Origin of the sequence: Streptomyces sp. NPDC050759, from assembly GCF_044456945.1 — a bacterium.
Taxonomy (GTDB): domain Bacteria; phylum Actinomycetota; class Actinomycetes; order Streptomycetales; family Streptomycetaceae; genus Streptomyces.
This window is the reverse complement of record NZ_JBITGI010000006.1, coordinates 288,285-308,362: the sequence shown is the minus strand read 5'-3', so window position 1 is coordinate 308,362 and position 20,078 is coordinate 288,285. Positions and strand designations below refer to the sequence as shown.

Here is a 20,078-nt window from a genome sequence, read left to right as displayed (position 1 = left end):
GGGTGGGGGTGGGGGCACGGGGGCGTGGGTGGGGGTGCTGGGGAGTGCGAGGGTGTGAGAGCGCGAGTGCGGGGTGTGCGCGGGGTGCCCGGGGTGCCCGGGGTGCCCGGGGTGCCCGGGGTGCCCGGGGTGCCCGGGGTGCCCGGGGTGCCCGGGGTGCCTGGCGTGCTCGGGGTGCCCGGGGTGCCCGGCGTGCCGAGAGTGCCTCGGCGTGCCGAGAGTGCCTCGGCGTGCTAAAAGCCGACAGTGCCCGGGGGCCGGGGTGCCCGGGGGCCGGGGTGCCCGGGGTGCCGGGGTGCCGGGGTGCCCGGGGGCCGGGGTGCCCGGGGTGCCGGGGTGCCGGGGTGCCGGGGTGCCGGGGTGCCGGGGTGCCGGGGGCGAGGTTTCTGGGAGCTGGCGGGGGCGTCGACTGGGTGGGAGGTCGGCTGGGCCGCTGAGCCTCGGGGCCCTTGGGCTCTGATGCTCAGAACCCCGGCCGCTGGGCCGCTGGGCCGCTGGGCCGCTGGGCCGCTGGGCCGCTGGCGCAGTCTTGCCGGGCCGCTGTGGGTCGGCAAGGTCGGCGAACCTGGCCCGCCGGCCTCCGGCCGCACCCCAGAATCCCGGCCCCTCCCTCGGCCGACCCAGCCCATCCCCCGCAGCACACACCGGCCCCTCCGACGACCAGTCCAGCCCGCACCCCGCCCCCCACCGGCCAGCCCAGCGCACCCCACCCCCTCCGACCACTGGCCCAACCCACACCCCACCCCCCTCCGACCGCCGATCCAGCCAGCGCAGCGCCCTCGTGGCGTTGCGCCGTCCCGAAGGGGAGTGGAAGGCTGGACAGCAGCACCGGCTCAGGGAGCGCCCGCGAACGGCATGGTTCGACGGCGGGCGCGGCAAGTGCCCCGTGAGTCCGTGGTCCGCCCCGGGCCGCGGGAGGACCGGGTCCGTCCCCTTCACCTGGAGGTACTCGTGGACAGCTCCGACGGATGGGGAGACGACGTCTACCAGCCCGACGGCTCCGAGATCCAGGACGACGCGGGTCTGCTCGATGCGGAGGACACCCTGGAGGACGACGGGGTCGGCGACCCCCTCGACCGCGGCTGGTCCCCGCCGGAGAGACCGTGGGCGGTCGAGCACAGCGGTGTGACGGCCGCGGAGCGCCGGCAGGGCGAGACGCTGGACCAACGGCTCGCGGAGGAGACGCCCGACCTCGCGCCGCCCGACGGTGACGGCATCGGTGACTACGACGGCTCCGACGGCGAGCTCCTGGACAACGAGGTCGGCGCGATGCGCTCCGGCCGTCTCGTGGCCCCCGACGAAGGGGCCCACGAGGACGAGGAGAGCGCGCTGATCGCCACGGACGTGGGCATCGACGGTGCCGCGGCGTCCGCGGAAGAGGCCGCGATGCACATCGTCGACGAGGAGCCCCTGCCCGGCTGACCGCCGTGGCCGACCGACCGGTCCTGCACCGCCCACCGCACCGCCCACGCCCCATACCGCACCGCCGAGGGAGCAGCCATGCAGCAGGACAAGCAGCCCGACTACCACCCGGTCGTCTTCCGTGACCGCTCCGCCGGCTACGCCTTCCTGACCCGGTCCACCGCCACCAGCGACCGGACCATCGAGTGGGACGACGGCGAGACCTACCCGGTGGTGGACGTCGAGATCTCCTCCGAGAGCCACCCCTTCTACACCGGCAAGGCGCGGACAGTGGACTCGGAGGGACGTGTGGCCGCCTTCGAGCGGCGGTACGGAGGCGGTCCCGGTCAGGGCAGCTGACGGAGGATTCCGGCGCCCCGGCCTCAGATGAAGTTGAGCGCCGCCGCGCAGCCCACTCCCCCGAGGAGCATGAACACCGGCATCAGCACCTTCAGCTCGACCCAGCTGCCCGCCCGGAACCTCATGACCTTCGGCGGGCCGATCGGGTACCAGCGCTTGCGGCCCACCGGGATCGGCCACAGGATCGGGCAGCCGGAGACCGTCAACGCGTCCCCGATGTCGTGCACGAGCGCGCCCAGCACGACCGGCAGCCCCAGCCACAGGTACTCCTGGCCCGGCTGCGTGAACAGCCAGTCCGAGCCGTTGCCCGGCTTGTCCAGAACGCCCGCGATGATCCACGCGCTGGTCGCGGCCAACAGCCAGACCAGGACGTCGGCGCTGGAACCCCGGGTCGCACGCCACAGCAGGCCCTCGATGGCCAGCACCATGTGCACGAACAGGATCGCCAGCACCGCCCAGCGGCCGCCGGTGATCGCCGCCACCGAGCAGCCCGCGCCGATCAGCACGGCCCACAGCCAGGTGTGGGTGAGCGTGCGGTGTCCGCCGGAGCGACGCGGGTCGCCCTGCTTCCTGGTGGCCTTGTAGACGGCGTACGAGAGTTTGTCGACGATCTCGCACAGGCCCCGCGAGACCGGCCCGAAGGCCCGCGAGATCGTGGCCGCCTTGTGGTCGAGGTCAGGAGCGAGCGCGGCGCCCGCGCAGATCAGGGCTCCAGCCAGCAGTACGGGCCACGGCATGGTGTGCCCCGTGGCGGCGGCCGCCGCTCCTACGCCCAGCCAGGCCGCGGCGCCCGACAGCGAGTGTGCTGGTCCCATCATCGGCGTTGCCCGCCCCATTCCTCGTGTGCCACTGTCCACTTGACCGGCTGCGCTGACGCCCCGTCGGCGACACAGCGTACTGGTCGTGATCTTCCCACTCGCATCCGATTCCCCCATCGGGCATCCGGGCAGGCAAGATGGGTGGGTGACCCTCATCGATCAGCTGCCGCCGACCGCCGACCCCGATGCCCTCTACGACGCCTTCGAGTCGTGGGCCGAGGAGCGGGGGCTGACGCTCTACCCCCATCAGGAGGAGGCGCTGATCGAGGTGGTCTCCGGCGCCAACGTGATCGTGTCGACGCCCACCGGCTCCGGCAAGAGCATGATCGCGGCGGGTGCGCACTTCGCCGCCCTCGCCCGAGACGAGGTCACCTTCTACACCGCGCCCATCAAGGCGCTCGTGTCGGAGAAGTTCTTCGAGCTGTGCAAGATGTTCGGCACGGAGAACGTCGGCATGCTGACCGGCGACGCGTCCGTCAACGCCGACGCTCCCGTCATCTGCTGCACCGCCGAGGTGCTCGCCTCGATCGCGCTGCGCGACGGCAAGGGCGCGGACGTCGGCCAGGTCGTCATGGACGAGTTCCACTTCTACGCCGAGGCGGACCGCGGCTGGGCCTGGCAGATCCCGATCCTGGAGCTGCCCCAGGCGCAGTTCATCCTGATGTCGGCCACGCTGGGCGACGTCTCGATGTTCGAGAAGGACCTGACCCGGCGCACCAACCGGCCCACCTCGGTGGTCCGCTCGGCGACCCGCCCCGTACCGCTCTCCTACGAGTACAAGCTCAGCCCGCTCACCGAGACCCTCACCGAGCTCCTGGAGACCAAGCAGGCACCCGTCTACATCGTGCACTTCACGCAGGCGCAGGCGGTGGAGCGGGCGCAGGCGCTGATGAGCATCAACATGTGCTCGCGCGAGGAGAAGGACAAGATCGCCGACCTGATCGGCAACTTCCGCTTCACCACCAAGTTCGGCCGCAACCTCTCCCGTTACGTACGGCACGGCATCGGGGTCCATCACGCCGGCATGCTGCCCAAGTACCGGCGGCTGGTGGAGAAGCTCGCCCAGGCCGGTCTGCTGAAGGTCATCTGCGGCACGGACACGCTCGGCGTCGGCGTCAACGTGCCGATCCGCACCGTGCTGTTCACGGCGCTGACCAAGTACGACGGCAACCGCGTCCGCACCCTGCGCGCTCGCGAGTTCCACCAGATCGCGGGCCGCGCCGGCCGGGCGGGCTTCGACACGGCGGGCTTCGTCGTCGCCCAGGCACCCGAGCACGTCGTCGAGAACGAGAAGGCGCTCGCCAAGGCCGGCGACGACCCGAAGAAGCGCCGCAAGGTCGTCCGCAAGAAGGCACCCGAGGGCTTCGTCGGCTGGACGGACAACACCTTCGAGAAGCTGATCGCCTCCGAACCGGAGCCGCTGACGTCCCGCTTCCGCGTCACTCACACGATGCTGCTGTCGGTGATCGCCCGTCCGGGCAACGCCTTCGAGGCGATGCGGCATCTCCTGGAGGACAACCACGAGCCGCGCAAGCAGCAGCTGAAGCACATCCGGCGGGCGATCGCCATCTACCGCTCGCTGCTGGACGGCGGCATCGTCGAGAAGCTCGACGAGCCCGACGCCAGCGGCCGCATCGTCCGCCTCACCGTGGACCTCCAGCAGGACTTCGCGCTCAACCAGCCGCTGTCCACGTTCGCGCTCGCCGCGTTCGAGCTGCTCGACCCCGAATCGCCGTCCTACGCCCTGGACATGGTCTCCGTCGTGGAGTCCACGCTGGACGACCCCCGCCAGATCCTCGTCGCCCAGCTGAACAAGGCGAAGGGCGAGGCGGTGGCCGCGATGAAGGCGGACGGTGTCGAGTACGAGGAGCGCATGGAACGCCTTCAGGACATCACGTACCCGAAGCCCTTGGAGGAGCTCCTCTTCCACGCGTACAACACGTACCGCAAGAGCCACCCCTGGGTCGGCGACCATCCTCTCTCCCCGAAGTCCGTCATCCGTGACATGTACGAACGGGCCATGTCCTTCACGGAGCTGGTGTCCTTCTACGAGCTGGCGCGCACCGAGGGCATCGTCCTGCGCTACCTCGCAAGTGCCTACAAGACGCTCGACCACAACATCCCGGACGACCTCAAGTCCGAGGATCTGCAGGACCTGATCGAGTGGCTCGGCGAGACGGTCCGCCAGGTCGACTCCAGCCTCCTGGACGAGTGGGAGCAGCTCGCCAACCCGGAGGAGATGACCGCCGAGGAGGCCCAGGAAAGGGCCGACGAGGTCAAGCCGGTCACCACCAACGCACGCGCCTTCCGTGTCCTGGTCCGCAACGCCCTGTTCCGCCGCGTCGAACTCGCCGCCCTCGACCAGGTCGAGGAGCTCGGCGAGATGGACGCCGAGGCCGGCTGGGACGCCGACGCGTGGGGCGAGGCCATGGACAAGTACTGGGACGAGTACGACGACCTCGGCACCGGACCCGACGCCCGCGGTCCCAAGCTGCTGCAGATCGAGGAGGAGCCGCACAACCGGCTGTGGCGCGTACGGCAGACTTTCGCCGACCCGAACGGCGACCATGACTGGGGCATCAGCGCGGAGATCGACCTCACCGCCTCCGACGCGGAGGGCCGCGCGGTCGTCCGGGTCACCGATGTCGGCCAGCTGTGAACCACGGACCGGCTGTGAGCACAGGAGAATCCCACCCATGACGAACCCGGCCGAGAAGCTCGTCGACCTGCTCGACCTGGAGCAGATCGAGGTCAACATCTTCCGTGGCCGAAGCCCGCACGAGTCCCTCCAGCGGGTCTTCGGCGGCCAGGTGGCGGGCCAGGCGCTGGTGGCCGCCGCCCGCACCACGGACGGCGACCGCCCGGTGCACTCGCTGCACGCGTACTTCCTGCGCCCGGGCCGGCCCGGCGTACCGATCGTGTACCAGGTCGAGCGGGTCCGGGACGGACGGTCGTTCACCACCCGCCGGGTCACCGCCGTGCAGCAGGGCCGCACGATCTTCAATCTCACCGCCTCCTTTCACAAGCCTGAGGAAGGTCCCTTCGAGCACCAGCTGCCGCCCGCCCGCAAGGTCCCGCCACCGGAGTCCCTGCCGACGGTCGGCGACGAGATCCGGGAACATCTGGGCGAACTCCCCGAGCAGTTGGAGCGGATGGCGCGCCGCCAGCCCTTCGACATCCGGTATGTGGACCGGCTGCGTTGGAGCGCCGAGGAGGTCAAGGACGCCGAGCCGCGCAGCGCGGTGTGGATGCGCGCGGTCGGGCCGCTCGGGGACGACCCGGTCGTGCACACCTGCGCGCTGACCTACGCGAGCGACATGACCCTCCTGGACGCCGTCCGCATCCCGGTCCAGCCCCTGTGGGGCCCCCGGAGCTTCGACATCGCGTCGCTGGATCACGCCATGTGGTTCCACCGGCCGTTCCGCGCGGACGAGTGGTTCCTGTACGACCAGGAGTCGCCGATCGCGACGGGCGGACGCGGTCTGGCGCGTGGCCGGATCTACGACGTGGAGGGACGTCTGCTGGTGTCCGTCGTCCAGGAGGGCTTGTTCCGTCCGCTGTAGGTCAGGAGCTTCTGCGCCGGAGCCAGCCCAGCAGGCCGCGTGTCGGCTCCTCCTGGGTCGTCGACAGGTCCTGCGGCTGAGTGAAGGCTGTCCGCCGGGCCGTGGGGCGCGGCGCGGGCCGGTACCTCCGGGCGTCCTCCAGGGCGCGGGTCAGGTCGGTCCTGAGCCATTCGATCTCGTCCGGGTGGTCCGCGGTCATGATCTTCTCGATGAGGTGCGCGGCGGGCGATCCCTGTCCACCCTGGGCCGGTGGTCCCGGCCGGAAGCGGCCCAGATGGGATCGCTCGTACGGGTCGGGGACGAGCTCCGCGATCTGGACGGGGTCGAGGAAGGCGGCGAGGGCTCCGGCACTCTCCCAGGGGTCTTCCGCGAGCCGCAGGAGGAATCCGCGGTGGCGACCCCGCCAGTTGCGGGCCCGCAGGTCCACGCCCGCGTCCAGCATGTCGCGCAGCCCTTCGGGCATACGGCGTGCGGTCAGCAGCGGGGTGTTCTCCTCGACTGCCGTGAACTCCTCGAGTTCTTCGGCGAGATACAGCCACACCACGGCTCGGTACCGGTTCAGGTAGAAGCGCACCGGCGAGAACAGGCCCAGGCGGGCCAGGCGGGTGAACCTGCCCGCGGGGACGTCCATGACCTTCGCGCCCTCGGTGGTGCCCACGACCCGCACGCGCTGGAGCAGCGAGTCGGGAAAGCCGTCCGTCGCCCGCAGCCGGTCGATCTCGGAGCCGGTGACGCGCCGGCCCCCGCCTCCTTCGTCGGGCACGGTCCGGATCTGCCCGAGGTGCACCGCGAGGTCGAACTCGCTTCGTTTGAGGCCCAGTTCCCGGGCGGCTCGACTGGGTGTGTGCGCCTGGTGATGGCGTTGGGTGATCAGGCTGCCCGACATGGTCGCTCTCCCCGTGGAGTCATCGCTCACGCTGTGTGCGCTCGCTGTGACAAAAACCGTATCCGTTGGGGCGAGATGCGTGGCGAGCCTGTGGATAACTCCTCATGGACCAAAGAACGCGCAGGTCACAGGTCTGGCGCCGGGCTCCGCTCGGGTCGGCGGGCGTCCACGTCGAGGTGCTCGCCGACCCGGTTGACGAGCAGCGTCATCTCGTAGGCGATCTGGCCGATGTCGGCGTCCGAGCCGCTGAGCACGCACAGACAGCTGCCGGTGCCCGCCGCGGTGACGAAGAGCACCGCGTCGTCGAACTCGATCATCGTCTGCCGTACTTTGCCCGCGCCGAAGTGGCGTCCCGAGCCCTTGGCCAGGCTGTGCAGTCCGGACGAGACGGCGGCGAGATGTTCCGCGTCCTCGCGGCGCAGCCCCGTGCTGGCGCCCGTGACCAGCCCGTCGTTGGACAGCACCAGCGCGTGCCGCACATGGTCGACGCGCTCGGTCAGATCGTCCAGCAGCCAGCCGAGCCCCTGCTTCTCCGGCATGTGTCCCGTCTCCCCGTGTGACGTCTCCTCCTGCCCGGAGGATCTCCACACAAGCCTTCCCCACGGCCGTCGACGGGGCAAGGAGAATGGAGACATGGCACAGAAGATGACCGATGAGCAATGGCGGGAGTTCGTCTCGTACGGCACCCGCACCGGCAAGTTGTCGACCGTCAGGGCCGACGGGAGCCCGCATGTGGCGCCGATCTGGTTCGTGCTCGACGGCGACGACCTGGTGTTCAACACCGGGAAGGAGACCGTGAAGGGGCGCAATCTGGCGCGGGACGGGCGGGTCGCCCTGTGTGTGGACGACGACCGGCCGCCCTTCGCCTATGTGGTGCTGCAGGGCCGGGCCCGGCTGTCGGAGGATCTCGACGAGGTCCGGCACTGGGCCGGGCGGATCGGGGCGCGCTACATGGGCGAGGAACGGGCCGAGGAGTTCGGCGCCCGCAACGGCGTTCCCGGGGAACTCCTCGTCCGTGTGAGGATCGACCGGGTGCTGGCAGAGAGGGACCTCGCGGAGTGACGTGCCGGTGAGCCGGCCCCGACCGTGGTCAGCCCACCGAGTCGAGCAGCCGGGCGGTGTGCATCCGCCCGGCGTACTCGACCAGTCGGATCAGCACTTCCTTGCCCGAGTCACGGTCCCGCGCGTCGCACAGCACCACGGGTGTGCCCTGGTCGAGGTCGAGAGCGCGGGAGACGTCGTGGGCGCCGTAGGTCCGGGCGCCGGCGAAGCAGTTGACGGCCACCACGAAGGGGATGTGCCGGTGCTCGAAGTAGTCCACGGCGGGGAAGCAGTCCTCCAGGCGCCGGGTGTCCGCGAGGACGACGGCGCCCAGGGCTCCTTGCGACAACTCGTCCCACAGGAACCAGAAGCGGTCCTGCCCCGGGGTGCCGAAGAGGTAGAGGGACAGGCCGGAGCGGATGGTGATGCGTCCGAAGTCCATGGCGACCGTGGTGGTGACCTTCTGGTCCACACCGTCGGTGTCGTCCACCAACTGGCCGGCCTCGCTGAGCAGTTCCTCCGTGCGCAGCGGCCTGATCTCGCTGACGGCACCCACGAGGGTGGTCTTGCCCACGCCGAACCCGCCGGCGACCAGTATCTTCAGCGCGAGGGCGGTCGTCTCGCCCTGGGCGTCGGAGTTCTCGGAGACCATCGATCACTTCTCTCGGGAGGGCCGGCTACGGGCGGCGACGTCGGTAGGGGGTCGCGAAGGCAGCATCATGACAACGGGAGCTCCGCTTCGAGTGGTTGGACCGCTTTTTGCCCGTTGTGACCGACTCGCGCCCGATCTGTGTCGGAAAGGGTGCACGAGTCGGTGCCGTACTGGACCGCGGTGGTTCTGAACGTTCATCTACAGGGCCCGGAGCCCTTCGATCACCTCGCGCAGAATCCGTTCGTCGGGCAGCTGCGCGGGCGGCACCGGGCGGCTGACGGTGACACAGCCGAGTTCCAGGAGGTCTCCCAGGAGCACCCTGACCACGCCCACGGGCAGGTCGGCGCCGGCGGAGAGTTCCGCCACCGACTGCGTCTCCGTGCGGCACAGGTCGATCAGGGCACGGTGTTCGGGCCCGAGCGCCGTGTCGTCGCCGGCTCCGGGCGCGCCCAAGTCCAGGGTGACAAGGGCGATCAGGTCGAAACGCACCCCACTGGGGCCGGGTTTGGTGCGTCCGCCCGTCATCGCGTAGGGGCGGACGAGGGGCCCGGCCTCGCCGTCGTACCACTGGCTGCCCGGTTCGTACGGGACGCCCTCCATGTCCTCGGTCATCTGAGCCGACCGCCCTTCCCTCTCATCCTGCCGCGGGTGGCCGCGCGCCCACGCGCGGTGGCGTGTAGAGGTGCTCGCCCACCCGCTTGACCAGCCGTGCCATCTCGTAGGCGACCAGGCCTATGTCCGCGGTCACAGCGGTGAGGACGGCGAGACAGGAGCCGTCTCCCGCGGCGGCCACGAACAGGAAGCCGTCGTCCATCTCGACCATGGTCTGGCGCACTCCCCCGGCGCCGAAGTGCCGGCCCGCCCCCTTGGCCAGGCTGTGGAAGCCGGAGGAGACTGCGGCGAGGTGTTCCGCGTCCTCGCGGCGCAGGTCCGTCGAGGCCCCCACGGCCAGGCCGTCGTTGGAGAGCACCACGGCATGCCGTACCTCGCTCACCCGCAGCACCAAGTCGTCCAGCAGCCAGTCGAGTTCGCCGGACCGTCCCCACTCCCGGCTTCGCTCGCGCGGGGGGACTCCCATGTCGGCCCTCGTGCTCGGGTCCTGGATCATCCTCGGTCTCCTTCGCTGCTGTCTCTGCCCACTGGGGAATCAGGGGTGGCGCCACGGCCGGGCTGCCTGCCGCCGCCACGCGCCCAGCCCTCCCGGTATGCCGCCATCCGGTCCCGAACCATCTCGGGTGTACGGCCGTCGTCGTCCCGGCCGGCGGCTGCCGGGGCCGTTTCTTCGGAGCGCTGTTCGCGCAGCTGGGGAGCGAGGTGCGCCTGCCGTACCCGACGGGGCAGGTCGTCGGACTCCTCCAGCTCGTCGGGCGGGCGGTGCAGACGCAGGGCGGTGACTCCGGAGGGCGGTGTGTCGGTCGTTCCCCGGTCCGCCGAGGCCGTGAGGGGAGCCACCAGGGCGGGCCGCTCGGCAGGGGCGGGGACGGATTCCTGGTCCCGTTCTGCGGCGGTCACGCGCGCGTACTCGCGTTCCGTGAGCCGTTCCCGGTCCGCGGCCTTGGCGGGGGAACGTTCCGCCGCCTTCATGTGCAGCAGTGCCGTGGGCAGCAGGACGACCGCGGTGGTGCCGCCGTACGGCGAGGTGCGCAGGTGCACCTTGATGCCGTGCCGCGCCGCGAGCCTGCTGACCACGAACAGGCCAAGCTGGTCGCTGTCGAACAGGTCGAGCGCTTCGGACTGCTCGATGCGGCGGTTGGCCTCCGCGAGGGTCTCTTTGCCCATGCCCAGACCGCGGTCCTCGACCTCGACGGCGTAGCCGTTGCCGACGGGTTCGCCGGTGACCCGCACGCGCGTGTGGGGCGGCGAGAACTGGGCGGCGTTCTCGATGATCTCGGCCAGCAGATGGGTGAGGTCGGCGACCGCCGCGCCGACGACGGAGGTGTCCGGCAGCTGACGCACCTCCACGCGCGCGTAGTCCTCGACCTCGGAGACGGCCGCGCGGACCACGTTGGTCAGTGACACCGGCATGCGCCAGGCGCGGCCGGGTGCCGCTCCGGAGAGAATGATCAGACTCTCGGCGTGGCGACGCATGCGGGTGGTGAGATGGTCGAGCCGGAAGAGGTCGCTCAGTTCGTTCGGGTCGTCGGAGCGGCGCTCCATGCTGTCGAGCAGGCTCAGCTGGCGATGGACGAGGACCTGGCTGCGGCGGGCGAGGTTGACGAAGACCCCGGAGATGCCGCTGGCGAGTTCGGCGCGCTCCACGGCGGCCCGCAGTGCCGCGCGGTGCACGGTGGTCAGGGCCTCGGCGACCTGACCGGCCTCGTCCTCCGCGGGCGGCCCCGGCGGGGCCTCGGACTGGATGTCGATCTCGTCGCCGGCCCGCAGCCTCCCCATGGCCTCGGGCAGCTTGCGGCGGGCGATCTCGAGGGCGCTGTTGCGCAGGCTCACCAGCTCGACGACGAGTCCGCGCCCGATACGCACGGAGATGACGAGCGACGCGGCGACGGCCATCAGACCGAGCAGGACCGCGGCGCCGGCCGGGGTGAGCAGTCCTCGGGTGAACGGGTCGGCCCGGTGGGCGACACCGCTGCCCGCCGCCTGTTCGACGGTCCGCATACCGCTCTGCACACGCGTGTGTGCCGCCTGCCAGGTGGGCTGCCGCGTCGACTCGACGGCGCGGGTGCCGGGGGCGGCTGCGAGTGTCCGGTCCTCGGCGGCGGTCACGGTGGCGTAGGCGCGGCTGTCGGCGACCTTCTGCCAGGTGGCGCGGTCGGAGCCGCGCAGGTCGGCCACGGCGCTCTCGGTGAGGGCCCGGCGGGTGTCGACGGCTCCGGTGAACAGCCGCAGCCGCTCACCGGCGAGAACGCCCGCCAGGCGTGCGCTGGCCAGCACGACGTCCTCCTGGGCCAGCGACTCGCCGGCGCGGGAGAACTCGAGCAGCACGCGCGCGTCGGAGCCGAGGTCGGCGTCCTGGATGCCGCTGAGGGCACCGCCCACCGCGAAGGCACCGGCGATGGTCCTGGTGTACCGACCGTACGTCTCGTCCCATCCGGCGCTGCGGTCCAGGACGGCCGTGCGCACGGAGGGCAATTGTTCGGCGCCGGTCACGAAGACTTCGAGCCGCTGGGCGACACCGGCGGGCAGTTCCTCGCTGTCGGCGACGGTGTTGCCGTCACCGAGCCGCAGCCGTGCCACGGCCTGGTCGGTGCGCTCGGCGAGCTTGCGGAGGTCGTCGCTCTGCGCGGCGGACGGGTCGGTCGCGTAGCGGACCGCGGCGGCACGCTCCGCCTGGAGCGCGGTCACGGCGTCGCTGACGGGCGAGCGGACGGCGTCGTCCACGCGCTGCAACTGGCGCAGCCGGGCCACGTCCTGGGCGGTGGTGACCGTGGCGTACGCCCAGAGGGCGAGCAGCGAGACGACGGGCACCATGAGCAGGCAGACGATCTTGGCGCGGACCGTGCGGGGGCGTATCCGCCAGGGTCCGGCGCGCACGGGTATGTCCTCCGGCAGGGGGCCCGCCGGGTCGTCGGGGCTTTCGTCGGCCGGTCGTCCGGCATGTGCGCGTCGCCCGCGCGCGGGTGTCTGGAGCGGCGTCTCGGCGCCGCCTGTGGGGGTCCTACGCGGTGTACGCATGGCCTCCTCGCTCGGGAGTGGTTCGGGGGCGTGTCGTCGGGCCGTCCGGCCCGGATCCGCCGCTAGGAGGGGACGCTCTCGACCGCGCGCTGGGCCGAGGCGGATGCCTCACGCTCTCCTGTCGTGGGCGACAGGGCGACGAAGGCCGAGGTCAGGAACAGGTAGGAGCCGAGGCCGACGGCGAGCGGGAAGATGAACTGCATCGCCGTGGCCCCGGGCAGGACGGCACCGGAGGGTGAGACCCGCACACTCACCGCGAACATCCCGGTGTAGTGCATGCTGCTGACCGCGGCGCCCATGATGAGGGAGGCGATGGTGACGGCGACGGGCGACTTGATGTTGAGCGCCGCCCACAGGGCCGCCGTCGCCGCGACGACGGCGATGAGGACGGAGAGTCCGACCAGCACCGGGTCGTAGTCGACGTCGCCGTGCAGCCGTACGGCCGCCATGCCCAGGTAGTGCATGCTCGCCACGCCCAGGCCGGTGGTGAGCCCGCCCAGGAAGAGCGCGCGGACCCGGTCACGGCTGTAGCCGACGGCGAAGACTCCTGCGGAGACGACGACCATCGCGACCAGGAGGCTCGCGATGGTCAGTGGTACGTCGTAGCGGATGTCGGTACCGCTGACGCTGAAGCCGAGCATGGCCACGAAGTGCATGGTCCAGATGCCGGTGCCGATGGCCGAGGCCGCGGTGATGAGCCAGTTGCGGCGCGAACGCCCGGTGGCGCCGAGCGCGCGGACGGTGCAACGCAGGCCGAGCGCGGCGCCGATACAGGCCATGACGTACGAGAGCGTGGGCGTCAGCCAGCCCAGGGCAGCGTGGTCCAGGTGTCCCATGGCCAAGGGACGCTAGTGGGGGCAGGGGCGCACAAAGAGGGCGCATTTCGAAAGGTGTTGCAATATGGCGCAGAGATGCTTCTGAACGATCGCGTCACGCTCGAACATGCGCGCACGCGCCCTCATCCGTGTCGGTGAGGGATCATGCGGAACATGAGCGACGACCACACACATGTCCAGGAGTTCTTCTCGGCCCGTGCCGCCGACTGGGACAGCCGGTTCCCGGACGACGGTCCGGCCTACGCCGCCGCGGTCGCGGAGCTCGGGCTGCGCGTGGGTGACCGCGTGCTCGACGCGGGCTGCGGCACCGGACGGGCCCTGCCGCCCCTGCGTGCGGCCGTGGGGCCCTCGGGAGTGGTCGTGGGGGTCGATCTGACCCCGGCCATGCTGGATGCCGCCGTACGGGCCGGACGGGATCGGGACGGGCGGCTGCTGCTCGCCGACGTGGCCGCGCTGCCGTTCCGCTCCCGGTCGCTCGACGCCGTCTTCGGAGCGGGCCTGGTCTCCCATCTGCCCCGGCCGGCCGAGGATCTGCGCGAGTTGGCCCGGGTGGTGCGGCCCGGCGGCGTCCTGGCCCTCTTCCACCCGATCGGCAGGGCCGCGCTCGCCGCACGCCAGGGGCGCCAGATCACCCCGGACGACCTGCGCGCGGAGCCCAACCTCCGTCCCCTGCTGGCCGGTTCCGGCTGGCGCATGACGTCGTACGCCGACGAGGACGCCCGCTTCCTGGCCCTGGCCGTCCGCGAGGACTGACCGGGCTCACTTCGTCCCGGCGATCGCCGCCACGAAGGCGTCGGGGTTGTCGAGCATGACGTTGTGCCCGGCGCCGGGGACGGTCACCACCCGCACTCCTGTCCCCTCCAGCGCCTTTCGCCCCTCCAGTTCACCGCTGAGCTCGCCCTGGAGGTACACGCGGTCGATGGTCAGCCCTTCGAGGATCGCGCGCATCATGGGCGCCGATCCGCGCCTGAGGCCGGTCGCGCTGCGGTGCAGGGCGCGCGGGTCGGCCAGCCGCATGGTCGCCGCCCACAGGGGGCCGACCTTCTCGAGCACGCGCGCGTGGGCGCCGGCGACGAAGTCGTCCTCCTCATAGGCGTCGATCCAGGTGCTGCCCGCCGTGACTGGAGGCGAGGCGTCGAGGTTGGCCTCGGTGATGACCAGGCGGGAGACGAGCTCGGGCCTGCGGTGGGCAAGCACGAGCGCGACCGACCCGCCCATGCTGTGCGCGACGATCTCGACGCCGGTCAGATCCGCGGCGTCCAGAGCGGCGGCCAGGGCGTCCGCGTGGTCCTCCAACGTGTATCCGAAGTCCTCAGGGCGGTCGCTGACGCCGTGCCCGGGCAGATCGACGAACAAGCTGCGCCGGCCCGCGAGTTCGGGCCGGGCCGCGATGTGCGCGTGATAGACGGTCGAGATCGATCCCAGCCCATGCACGTACACGCGTGCCGGCTCCTCGCCGGGCGTCTCGGTCCAGCGGATGCAGCTTCCCTTGCCGTCGAACGCGGCCTGCCTCATGGTGCCCTCCCTCGATGCGTCACCCAGGACAATACATCGTCACCGATGTATAGCGAAGTAGAGGTAATACGGCAGGGATGTACAGCGACGATGCGGCAGAATGCGTGCATGCTGGAGCTCGCCATCCTCGGATTCCTCTACGACACCCCGCTGCACGGTTATGAGCTGCGCAAACGCATCACAGCGCTGGCGGGTCACGTGCGGCCCGTGGCCGAGAGCACGCTGTATCCGGCGATCAAGCGGCTGGAGAAGGCGGGGCTGCTGGCGCGCGCGACAGAACCTGGTGCCGTGGCCGCGCCTCGCCATGTCCTGACGCTCACCGACGAAGGCCGCCAGGAGTTGCGCCGCCGGCTCGCCGAACCGGCCGCGCGCGACATCACCGACGAGAACCGGTGGTTCACGGTCCTCGCCTTCCTCCGGCACCTGGACGACGCCGGCGCGCAGGCGGCCGTACTGCGGCGCCGACTCGCCTTCCTGGAGGAGCCGGCGAGCTTCTTCTACGAGGGTGACCGGCCGCTGAGCGCCGAGGAGTTGGACGATCCCTTCCGGCGCGGTGTGCTGACGATCGCACGCGCCACCTCCCGGGCCGAGCTCAGCTGGCTGCGGGAGACGATCGCGTCACTCGACGGGGCCTCTTCCTAGGTGTTGGCCACGTGCCGGAGGATCGGCACCGAATCGCACAGCCCAAGGGAGCCGAGCACTATGTCCGGGCCGCGGATTCCTCCGGTGCCGCGGGCGGCTCGGTGGGCGTCGGCGCGGGTGGCCGGAAGAGGACGGCCCGGGCCACGGGCGGAGCGAACAGGGCGGTGACGGGTGCGGAGAGGGTCAGCACGGCGCGGAAGGCCCGCCCCACGACAGGGTCACCCGGGGCCCGTTCCTGGACGCGGCTGAGGTACCAGCCGGCGATCCGGTCCGAGGGCCCACCGTCGGTCGCCGTGCCGACCGCGCCCGGCATCTTGCGGTCCGCCCCGGCGGAGATGTCCCACGCCAGCCGGGACGCCGCAAGGAGCGCCTGCTGCACGCGCCGTGTCGTGGGCGTCCGGCGCCGGTCGGTCAGCGCGTCCCGCAGGGCGACCGCGCTCATCGCGGCAACGGCCATGCCCTGCCCGTAGATCGGGTTGAAGGTGCACAGGGCGTCGCCTGTGGCGAGGAATCCTGCCGCATGGCCGGGAAGGTCGTAGCGGCGGCGGATGTTCGCGGTCCGTCGGAAGCCGAAGGCCGGGGAAAGCGGTTCGGCCTCGTCCAGCCACCGGTGCAGGAGCGGATGCGGCAACCTCTTGGCGTACGTCACGAACTCGTCGTCGTCCGTGGGCGGTTCGTCACCGCGCAGGCCCGAGACGATCACCAGGTGGCTGCCGTCCTCCAGGGGCAGTGCGCCGCCGGCGTGCACCTGCTCGGGGTCGGGATAGGCGTAGTAGCCGCGGGTCTCGCCGTCGAGGGCGCCGTTCGTGCCGCGGTAGACGCGGGAGGCGTAGGCGAGTCCCGTGTCGATGGTCTCCTCCTGTGGGCCCTCGGCGCCGATCGCGGCAAGCCACTGCGGAGCCTTCGTGCCGCTGCCGGAGGCGTCGACGACCAGATCGACCTCCAGGGGCCGGGACTCCGCACGGGCGTCGCCGGAGCGGTTCCGCACCAGCACACCCCGCACGCGCGAGGCGTCACCAAGGAACCCGATGACGTCGGTCCCCTCCACAATGTTGATCACGGGGTTGGCGAGAACCCGCCGCCGCACCAGGTCCTCCAACTGCGCGCGGGAACCGGTGTAGATGTGTGTCGTCGCGGGCAGCCGGCGGAACCAGCGGCCGGTCTGCCACATCACCATGTCCGACGGCATGCCCACCCGAGGCGCGCCCGCCTCCCGCAGCTCCGCCAGGAACCCCGGCAGCAGCGACTCCATGGCCACCTGCCCGCCCTGCAGCAGGACGTGCGGATGCCGGCCCTGCGGCACGCCGGGCCGCGGCTCGGGGCCGTCCGGCAACCGGTCGCGCTCGACGATGGTCACCCGGTCGGCGTGCCCGGCCAGGACATGCGCCGCGAGAAGCCCTGCGAGGCTCCCGCCCACGACGACGGCATGCCGACCGCCCCGGCCGTCGCCTGCGCCCCAACGGCCCTTCTCTGCGGCAGAGTTCACCTCACCACTCCTCTGGTAGCCATGTCGTGAGAGGACACAAGTATCCCGTTCCGCAAAGCGGGTTGACCGTTTTCCGGCCCTTCTGAGCAACACGGGAACGGGCGGGTGGGGCTGCATGTCCGCGCCTGCGACGACTGCACCGTCACGCTCCGGCCCCCTTCTGCGGCCGGAGCTCCAACCTTACGTTTGGTAGCAGAATATTCGCCGGGGTCACGTCACGCAGGGGGAAGGCAGTCGGCATGTGGGGCAGAATCCGCAAGTCCAGCGCCAGATTCGTCCATGGGGTGCGCACCGGGGCGCCCGCCGGGCGGGAGGCCCGCACGCACAATCTGTTCGAGGCCGCCGCCGCGTACGTCTCGGCCTGCGCCGAGGACGATCAGGACCGGATCGACGAGGCCTCGGCCTGGGTCTCGCCGGAGGCACTGTCGTTCGGGGTCAACGAGCTCGCGTGCCGGGCCGTCATCGCCCTCGCGCGGGAGCGCGACGAGTCGCCACGTACGGTGGCACGTGCGCTCCTCGGACTGCCGGCGGCCTGACCGGCCCTGAAGGGATGGTCGATTCGCCCCGTCCAGTCGGAAAACTGCAGCTCCGGGTGGGCTTGGGAGTCGTGACAAGGGCCTTCCGCGCACACTAAGGTGCGCGCCGTTGGACGAACCGATGGGGAGGCTGGGATGGCCGGGACGGACGAGGACGCCGTCGCCGCTACGGACGACGCGCTCTATGTGCTGACGGCGGTGCTGCTCACGCCGGCGAAGTTCCCGAGCGTGCTGGGCGACGACTATCCGGAGGCCTGCGCGGCACTCGGTCTGGCACCGCTGGCCGACGGGTACGGCCTGGTGCTCGGCCAGGACGGCGGCGGCGCCCGATGGACGGTCGTCATCGACGACGTCGCGCTGGTCGCCGTCGCCATCGCGTCCTGGGACTGCGGTATGGAGTACGACCTGTCGCCCGACGAGCGCACGATCGTGGCCGCGCTGCCCGGCTGGCCGCTCGCGGTCGCCGTCGCCGCGCCCGGTGTGCCGGCGCCGCACGATCCCGATCCCGAGACCGGCGACGGCCCGCCGCTGACGCCGCCGGACACGTCCACGTGGGGATCCGCCCAGCGGCGGCTTGGCGCCGATGAGATCGCGCTCCAGTGGGCGATGTGGCGGGAGCAGATCGACGAGGCGGCCTTCCTGAGCCCGAACGGCGGGTCCACCGGGGGTGACAAGGCCGTGGCCGGCGGGGTCTCCGACGGCGAGGCCGCGGACCGCGATGCCCCGGAGTACAAGTCCACGGGCGACGAGGTCGCGGGCAACGAGACCTCGGGGGAAAGGCCTGCGGAAGGCGAGACTGCGGGAAACAACATCTCGGGCGGGGTCGCGAAAGAGGCTCGCAAGGGCCACAACGGCATCCGGCGTGTCCTCGCGGAGGCCCGCGCCTACCTCGATTCGCCGCCGCCCCTCGGGCGGGTCCGGTCGTCCTTCGCATCGGGCGACGCGCGGACGCTGCGTGCCGACGGTCCCGGCTGGTCGCTGGTGGCCAGGACCGACGACATCGCGTTCGTGCTGCTCGACGACGAGCCCGGAGAGGTCCTGCCGGTGGGCCGGGGCCCGCAGCTGCCGGGACTGCTGGCAGCGCTCGACAAGATGGCCGTACGTCCCAGTTGAACCGCCGCGCCGCACCGTCCGGGACTGTCGTGCTCCCGGCCGGTGCGGGTGCCTCAGCGGCCGAGCTCCTTGCGGGTGACGCGGCGCAGTCGGCGCCGCTGCGAGGGGTCCAGTGTCAGGTATGCGGCGGCCGGGACTCCCAGGATGATCAGGACCGAGGCCCACCAGGGCAGCCAGATCAGCAGGAGCAGCCCGACCGCAACTCCCCCTGCGGCGATCTTCGCGTTCTTCGACATGTGCGTCGCCTCCTTCGCGGCGGTTGCCGCTCTCTGTCCAGAAAAACGGGTCCGCGCCTCCAGCAGTTCCGAACCGCGACCCTGAGACATCCCTGAGACCTCGCCCTGAGACGCCCCGGATGCGCGCGCTCCTAGCGGTCCGCCCGCAGTGGCTCGCCCACCTCGTGCATGTGGCTCAGGGCCTGTCGGTAGGAGTCGACGAGTCCGGTCTCCGTGTAGGGGATACCCAGATCCCGGCAGTGGGCGCGCACCATCGACTGTGCGAGACGCAGATGGGGCCGGGGCATGCTGGGAAAGAGATGGTGCTCGATCTGGTAGTTGAGGCCGCCGAGGAACCAGTCGGTGACGGCGCCGCCGCGGATGTTGCGGGAGGTGAGCACCTGGCGACGCAGGTGGCCCCAGGGCTCGCCGTCCGGGTCCGGCATTTCCATGCCCTTGTGGTTGGGGGCGAAGGCCATCCCGAGGTGCAGGCCGAACAACGCCTGGTGGACGGCCGCGAAGGCCAGCGCCTTGCCTGGGGACATGGTGGTCAGCAGCAGGGTGGCGTAGGCGGCGAGATGGACCACCAGGAGGGCGCCCTCCACCGCACGCTCCCCCGGCGCCTGTCGGCGCAGGTCCCGGAAGCCCTGAACCTTCAGGGCGACGCCTTCGAGGAGGGTGAGCGGGAAGAACAGCCATGCCTGATGGCGGGTGAGCCAGCGCCTGAAGCCGGTGCGTCCCTTGGCCTGTTCGCCGGTGAAGACGAGGACGTCCGCGGCGACGTCGGGGTCCTTGTCGATGTGGTTGGGGTTGGCGTGGTGCCTATGGTGTTTGTGGTTCCACCAGGAGTAGCTCATCCCGAGCAGCAGATTGCCGTGGACGAGACCGATGGCGCGGCTGGCCGCCTTGTCTCCGGTGATCTGCGTGTGGCCCGCGTCGTGGCCTATGAAGGCGGTGCGGGCGCAGAACACGGCGAGGAGCGGGGCCAGCAGCAGGGTCCGCCAGGAGTCGCCGGACAGGGCGACGGCGGTGACGAGACCGGCGAGGGCGAGTGCGTTGACGGTGATGGCCCGGGCGTACCAGCCGTGGCGGCGTTCCAGGAGGCCCTGGCCCTTCACCGCGCGCAGGAGGGGCGCGAATTCGCTTCCGCCGGGCGGGGAGCCGGACGTACCGCGCGGGCGGGGTGCGACGGTTGCGGTGCTCTGCGGCATGTCCGGGCTCCGGCTCTCTCAGGAAACGTGCTGACCTGAGGAAACGTACGGACCGGTGACCGGTCGCGACCATGCGGCAACCCCCCGTCTACGTGCGGGGGGCAGCACCGGCCGCACAGGGGGGTTGACAACACCCTGGCGTGAATGTGGTACAGGCCACTCCACAGTGGGCC

General features: G+C 71.3%; 21 protein-coding genes. 9 read left to right on the top strand and 12 right to left on the bottom strand.

Annotation, left to right across the window (positions count from 1 at the left end):
• Window positions 1-951: 951 nt before the first annotated feature.
• On the top strand, window positions 952-1,422 hold the full coding sequence (locus ACIBJB_RS20780) for a DUF5709 domain-containing protein (RefSeq protein WP_398932527.1): 471 nt from the start codon (window positions 952-954) through the stop codon (window positions 1,420-1,422).
• A 78-nt stretch (window positions 1,423-1,500) separates the two neighbouring features.
• The gene (locus ACIBJB_RS20775; protein ID WP_398932525.1) at window positions 1,501-1,761 is read left to right on the top strand and encodes a type B 50S ribosomal protein L31; all 261 of its coding nucleotides are present in this window, start codon (window positions 1,501-1,503) and stop codon (window positions 1,759-1,761) included.
• A gap of 23 nt (window positions 1,762-1,784) precedes the next feature.
• Here the strand turns inward: ACIBJB_RS20775 and ACIBJB_RS20770 are convergent, their stop codons facing one another.
• Window positions 1,785-2,579 carry a metal-dependent hydrolase gene (locus ACIBJB_RS20770; protein WP_398932523.1) on the bottom strand — a complete coding sequence of 265 codons (795 nt, stop codon included), beginning with the start codon at window positions 2,577-2,579 and terminating at the stop codon, window positions 1,785-1,787.
• Window positions 2,580-2,724: 145 nt separating this feature from the next.
• Between ACIBJB_RS20770 and ACIBJB_RS20765 the strand changes: the two genes are divergently transcribed.
• Entirely contained in the window at window positions 2,725-5,238 is a 2,514-nt protein-coding gene (locus ACIBJB_RS20765) for a DEAD/DEAH box helicase (protein WP_398932521.1), read from the top strand.
• Between the two features lie 37 nt (window positions 5,239-5,275).
• Window positions 5,276-6,142, top strand: a complete 867-nt coding sequence (locus tag ACIBJB_RS20760) for an acyl-CoA thioesterase (RefSeq protein WP_398932519.1) — start codon at window positions 5,276-5,278, stop codon at window positions 6,140-6,142.
• 1 nt (window position 6,143) lies between these two features.
• On the opposite strand, the gene ACIBJB_RS20755 is transcribed toward ACIBJB_RS20760, so the two are convergent.
• Entirely contained in the window at window positions 6,144-7,028 is an 885-nt protein-coding gene (locus tag ACIBJB_RS20755; protein WP_398932517.1) for a DUF6397 family protein, read from the bottom strand.
• Window positions 7,029-7,153: 125 nt separating this feature from the next.
• Window positions 7,154-7,567, bottom strand: a complete 414-nt coding sequence (locus tag ACIBJB_RS20750) for a roadblock/LC7 domain-containing protein (protein ID WP_069762461.1) — start codon at window positions 7,565-7,567, stop codon at window positions 7,154-7,156.
• A gap of 94 nt (window positions 7,568-7,661) precedes the next feature.
• Between ACIBJB_RS20750 and ACIBJB_RS20745 the strand changes: the two genes are divergently transcribed.
• Window positions 7,662-8,090: a PPOX class F420-dependent oxidoreductase gene (locus ACIBJB_RS20745; RefSeq protein WP_398932513.1), complete on the top strand. Its 429-nt coding sequence runs from the start codon at window positions 7,662-7,664 to the stop codon at window positions 8,088-8,090.
• Window positions 8,091-8,118: 28 nt separating this feature from the next.
• On the opposite strand, the gene ACIBJB_RS20740 is transcribed toward ACIBJB_RS20745, so the two are convergent.
• From ACIBJB_RS20740 to ACIBJB_RS20720, 5 genes are all read right to left on the bottom strand, one after another.
• Entirely contained in the window at window positions 8,119-8,721 is a 603-nt protein-coding gene (locus tag ACIBJB_RS20740; protein ID WP_398932511.1) for a GTP-binding protein, read from the bottom strand.
• A gap of 198 nt (window positions 8,722-8,919) precedes the next feature.
• Window positions 8,920-9,333: a DUF742 domain-containing protein gene (locus ACIBJB_RS20735; protein ID WP_266524315.1), complete on the bottom strand. Its 414-nt coding sequence runs from the start codon at window positions 9,331-9,333 to the stop codon at window positions 8,920-8,922.
• A 22-nt stretch (window positions 9,334-9,355) separates the two neighbouring features.
• Window positions 9,356-9,829 carry a roadblock/LC7 domain-containing protein gene (locus ACIBJB_RS20730; RefSeq protein ID WP_392769793.1) on the bottom strand — a complete coding sequence of 158 codons (474 nt, stop codon included), beginning with the start codon at window positions 9,827-9,829 and terminating at the stop codon, window positions 9,356-9,358.
• Window positions 9,826-12,351 (bottom strand): nitrate- and nitrite sensing domain-containing protein, encoded by a 2,526-nt coding sequence (locus ACIBJB_RS20725; protein WP_398932508.1) that lies wholly within the window; start codon window positions 12,349-12,351, stop codon window positions 9,826-9,828. Before ACIBJB_RS20725 ends, ACIBJB_RS20730 begins: the two co-directional genes overlap by 4 nt.
• A 62-nt stretch (window positions 12,352-12,413) precedes the next feature.
• Window positions 12,414-13,187: an MHYT domain-containing protein gene (locus ACIBJB_RS20720; protein ID WP_398932506.1), complete on the bottom strand. Its 774-nt coding sequence runs from the start codon at window positions 13,185-13,187 to the stop codon at window positions 12,414-12,416.
• Window positions 13,188-13,340: 153 nt separating this feature from the next.
• On the opposite strand from ACIBJB_RS20720, the gene ACIBJB_RS20715 reads away from it, so the two are divergent.
• On the top strand, window positions 13,341-13,940 hold the full coding sequence (locus ACIBJB_RS20715; RefSeq protein WP_398932504.1) for a methyltransferase domain-containing protein: 600 nt from the start codon (window positions 13,341-13,343) through the stop codon (window positions 13,938-13,940).
• 6 nt (window positions 13,941-13,946) lie between these two features.
• Here the strand turns inward: ACIBJB_RS20715 and ACIBJB_RS20710 are convergent, their stop codons facing one another.
• Complete coding sequence (locus tag ACIBJB_RS20710) at window positions 13,947-14,702, bottom strand: alpha/beta fold hydrolase (RefSeq protein WP_398932502.1); 756 nt, start codon at window positions 14,700-14,702, stop codon at window positions 13,947-13,949.
• 108 nt (window positions 14,703-14,810) lie between these two features.
• Here ACIBJB_RS20710 and ACIBJB_RS20705 point away from each other — a divergent pair, with 108 nt between their 5' ends.
• On the top strand, window positions 14,811-15,344 hold the full coding sequence (locus ACIBJB_RS20705) for a PadR family transcriptional regulator (protein ID WP_266524326.1): 534 nt from the start codon (window positions 14,811-14,813) through the stop codon (window positions 15,342-15,344).
• 58 nt (window positions 15,345-15,402) lie between these two features.
• Here the strand turns inward: ACIBJB_RS20705 and ACIBJB_RS20700 are convergent, their stop codons facing one another.
• A complete protein-coding gene (locus tag ACIBJB_RS20700; RefSeq protein ID WP_398932693.1) occupies window positions 15,403-16,761 on the bottom strand; it encodes an FAD-dependent oxidoreductase in 1,359 nt (452 codons plus the stop codon).
• A gap of 308 nt (window positions 16,762-17,069) precedes the next feature.
• On the opposite strand from ACIBJB_RS20700, the gene ACIBJB_RS20695 reads away from it, so the two are divergent.
• Window positions 17,070-17,366 carry a hypothetical protein gene (locus ACIBJB_RS20695; protein ID WP_398932499.1) on the top strand — a complete coding sequence of 99 codons (297 nt, stop codon included), beginning with the start codon at window positions 17,070-17,072 and terminating at the stop codon, window positions 17,364-17,366.
• 135 nt (window positions 17,367-17,501) lie between these two features.
• Window positions 17,502-18,479, top strand: coding sequence for a hypothetical protein (locus ACIBJB_RS20690; protein ID WP_398932497.1), 978 nt, complete (start codon window positions 17,502-17,504; stop codon window positions 18,477-18,479).
• Window positions 18,480-18,532: 53 nt separating this feature from the next.
• Here ACIBJB_RS20690 and ACIBJB_RS20685 read toward each other — a convergent pair whose 3' ends face one another.
• Both ACIBJB_RS20685 and ACIBJB_RS20680 read right to left on the bottom strand, forming a co-directional pair.
• Window positions 18,533-18,715 (bottom strand): hypothetical protein, encoded by a 183-nt coding sequence (locus ACIBJB_RS20685; RefSeq protein ID WP_057609876.1) that lies wholly within the window; start codon window positions 18,713-18,715, stop codon window positions 18,533-18,535.
• A gap of 131 nt (window positions 18,716-18,846) precedes the next feature.
• Entirely contained in the window at window positions 18,847-19,905 is a 1,059-nt protein-coding gene (locus ACIBJB_RS20680) for a fatty acid desaturase family protein (protein ID WP_398932495.1), read from the bottom strand.
• Window positions 19,906-20,078: the final 173 nt, after the last annotated feature.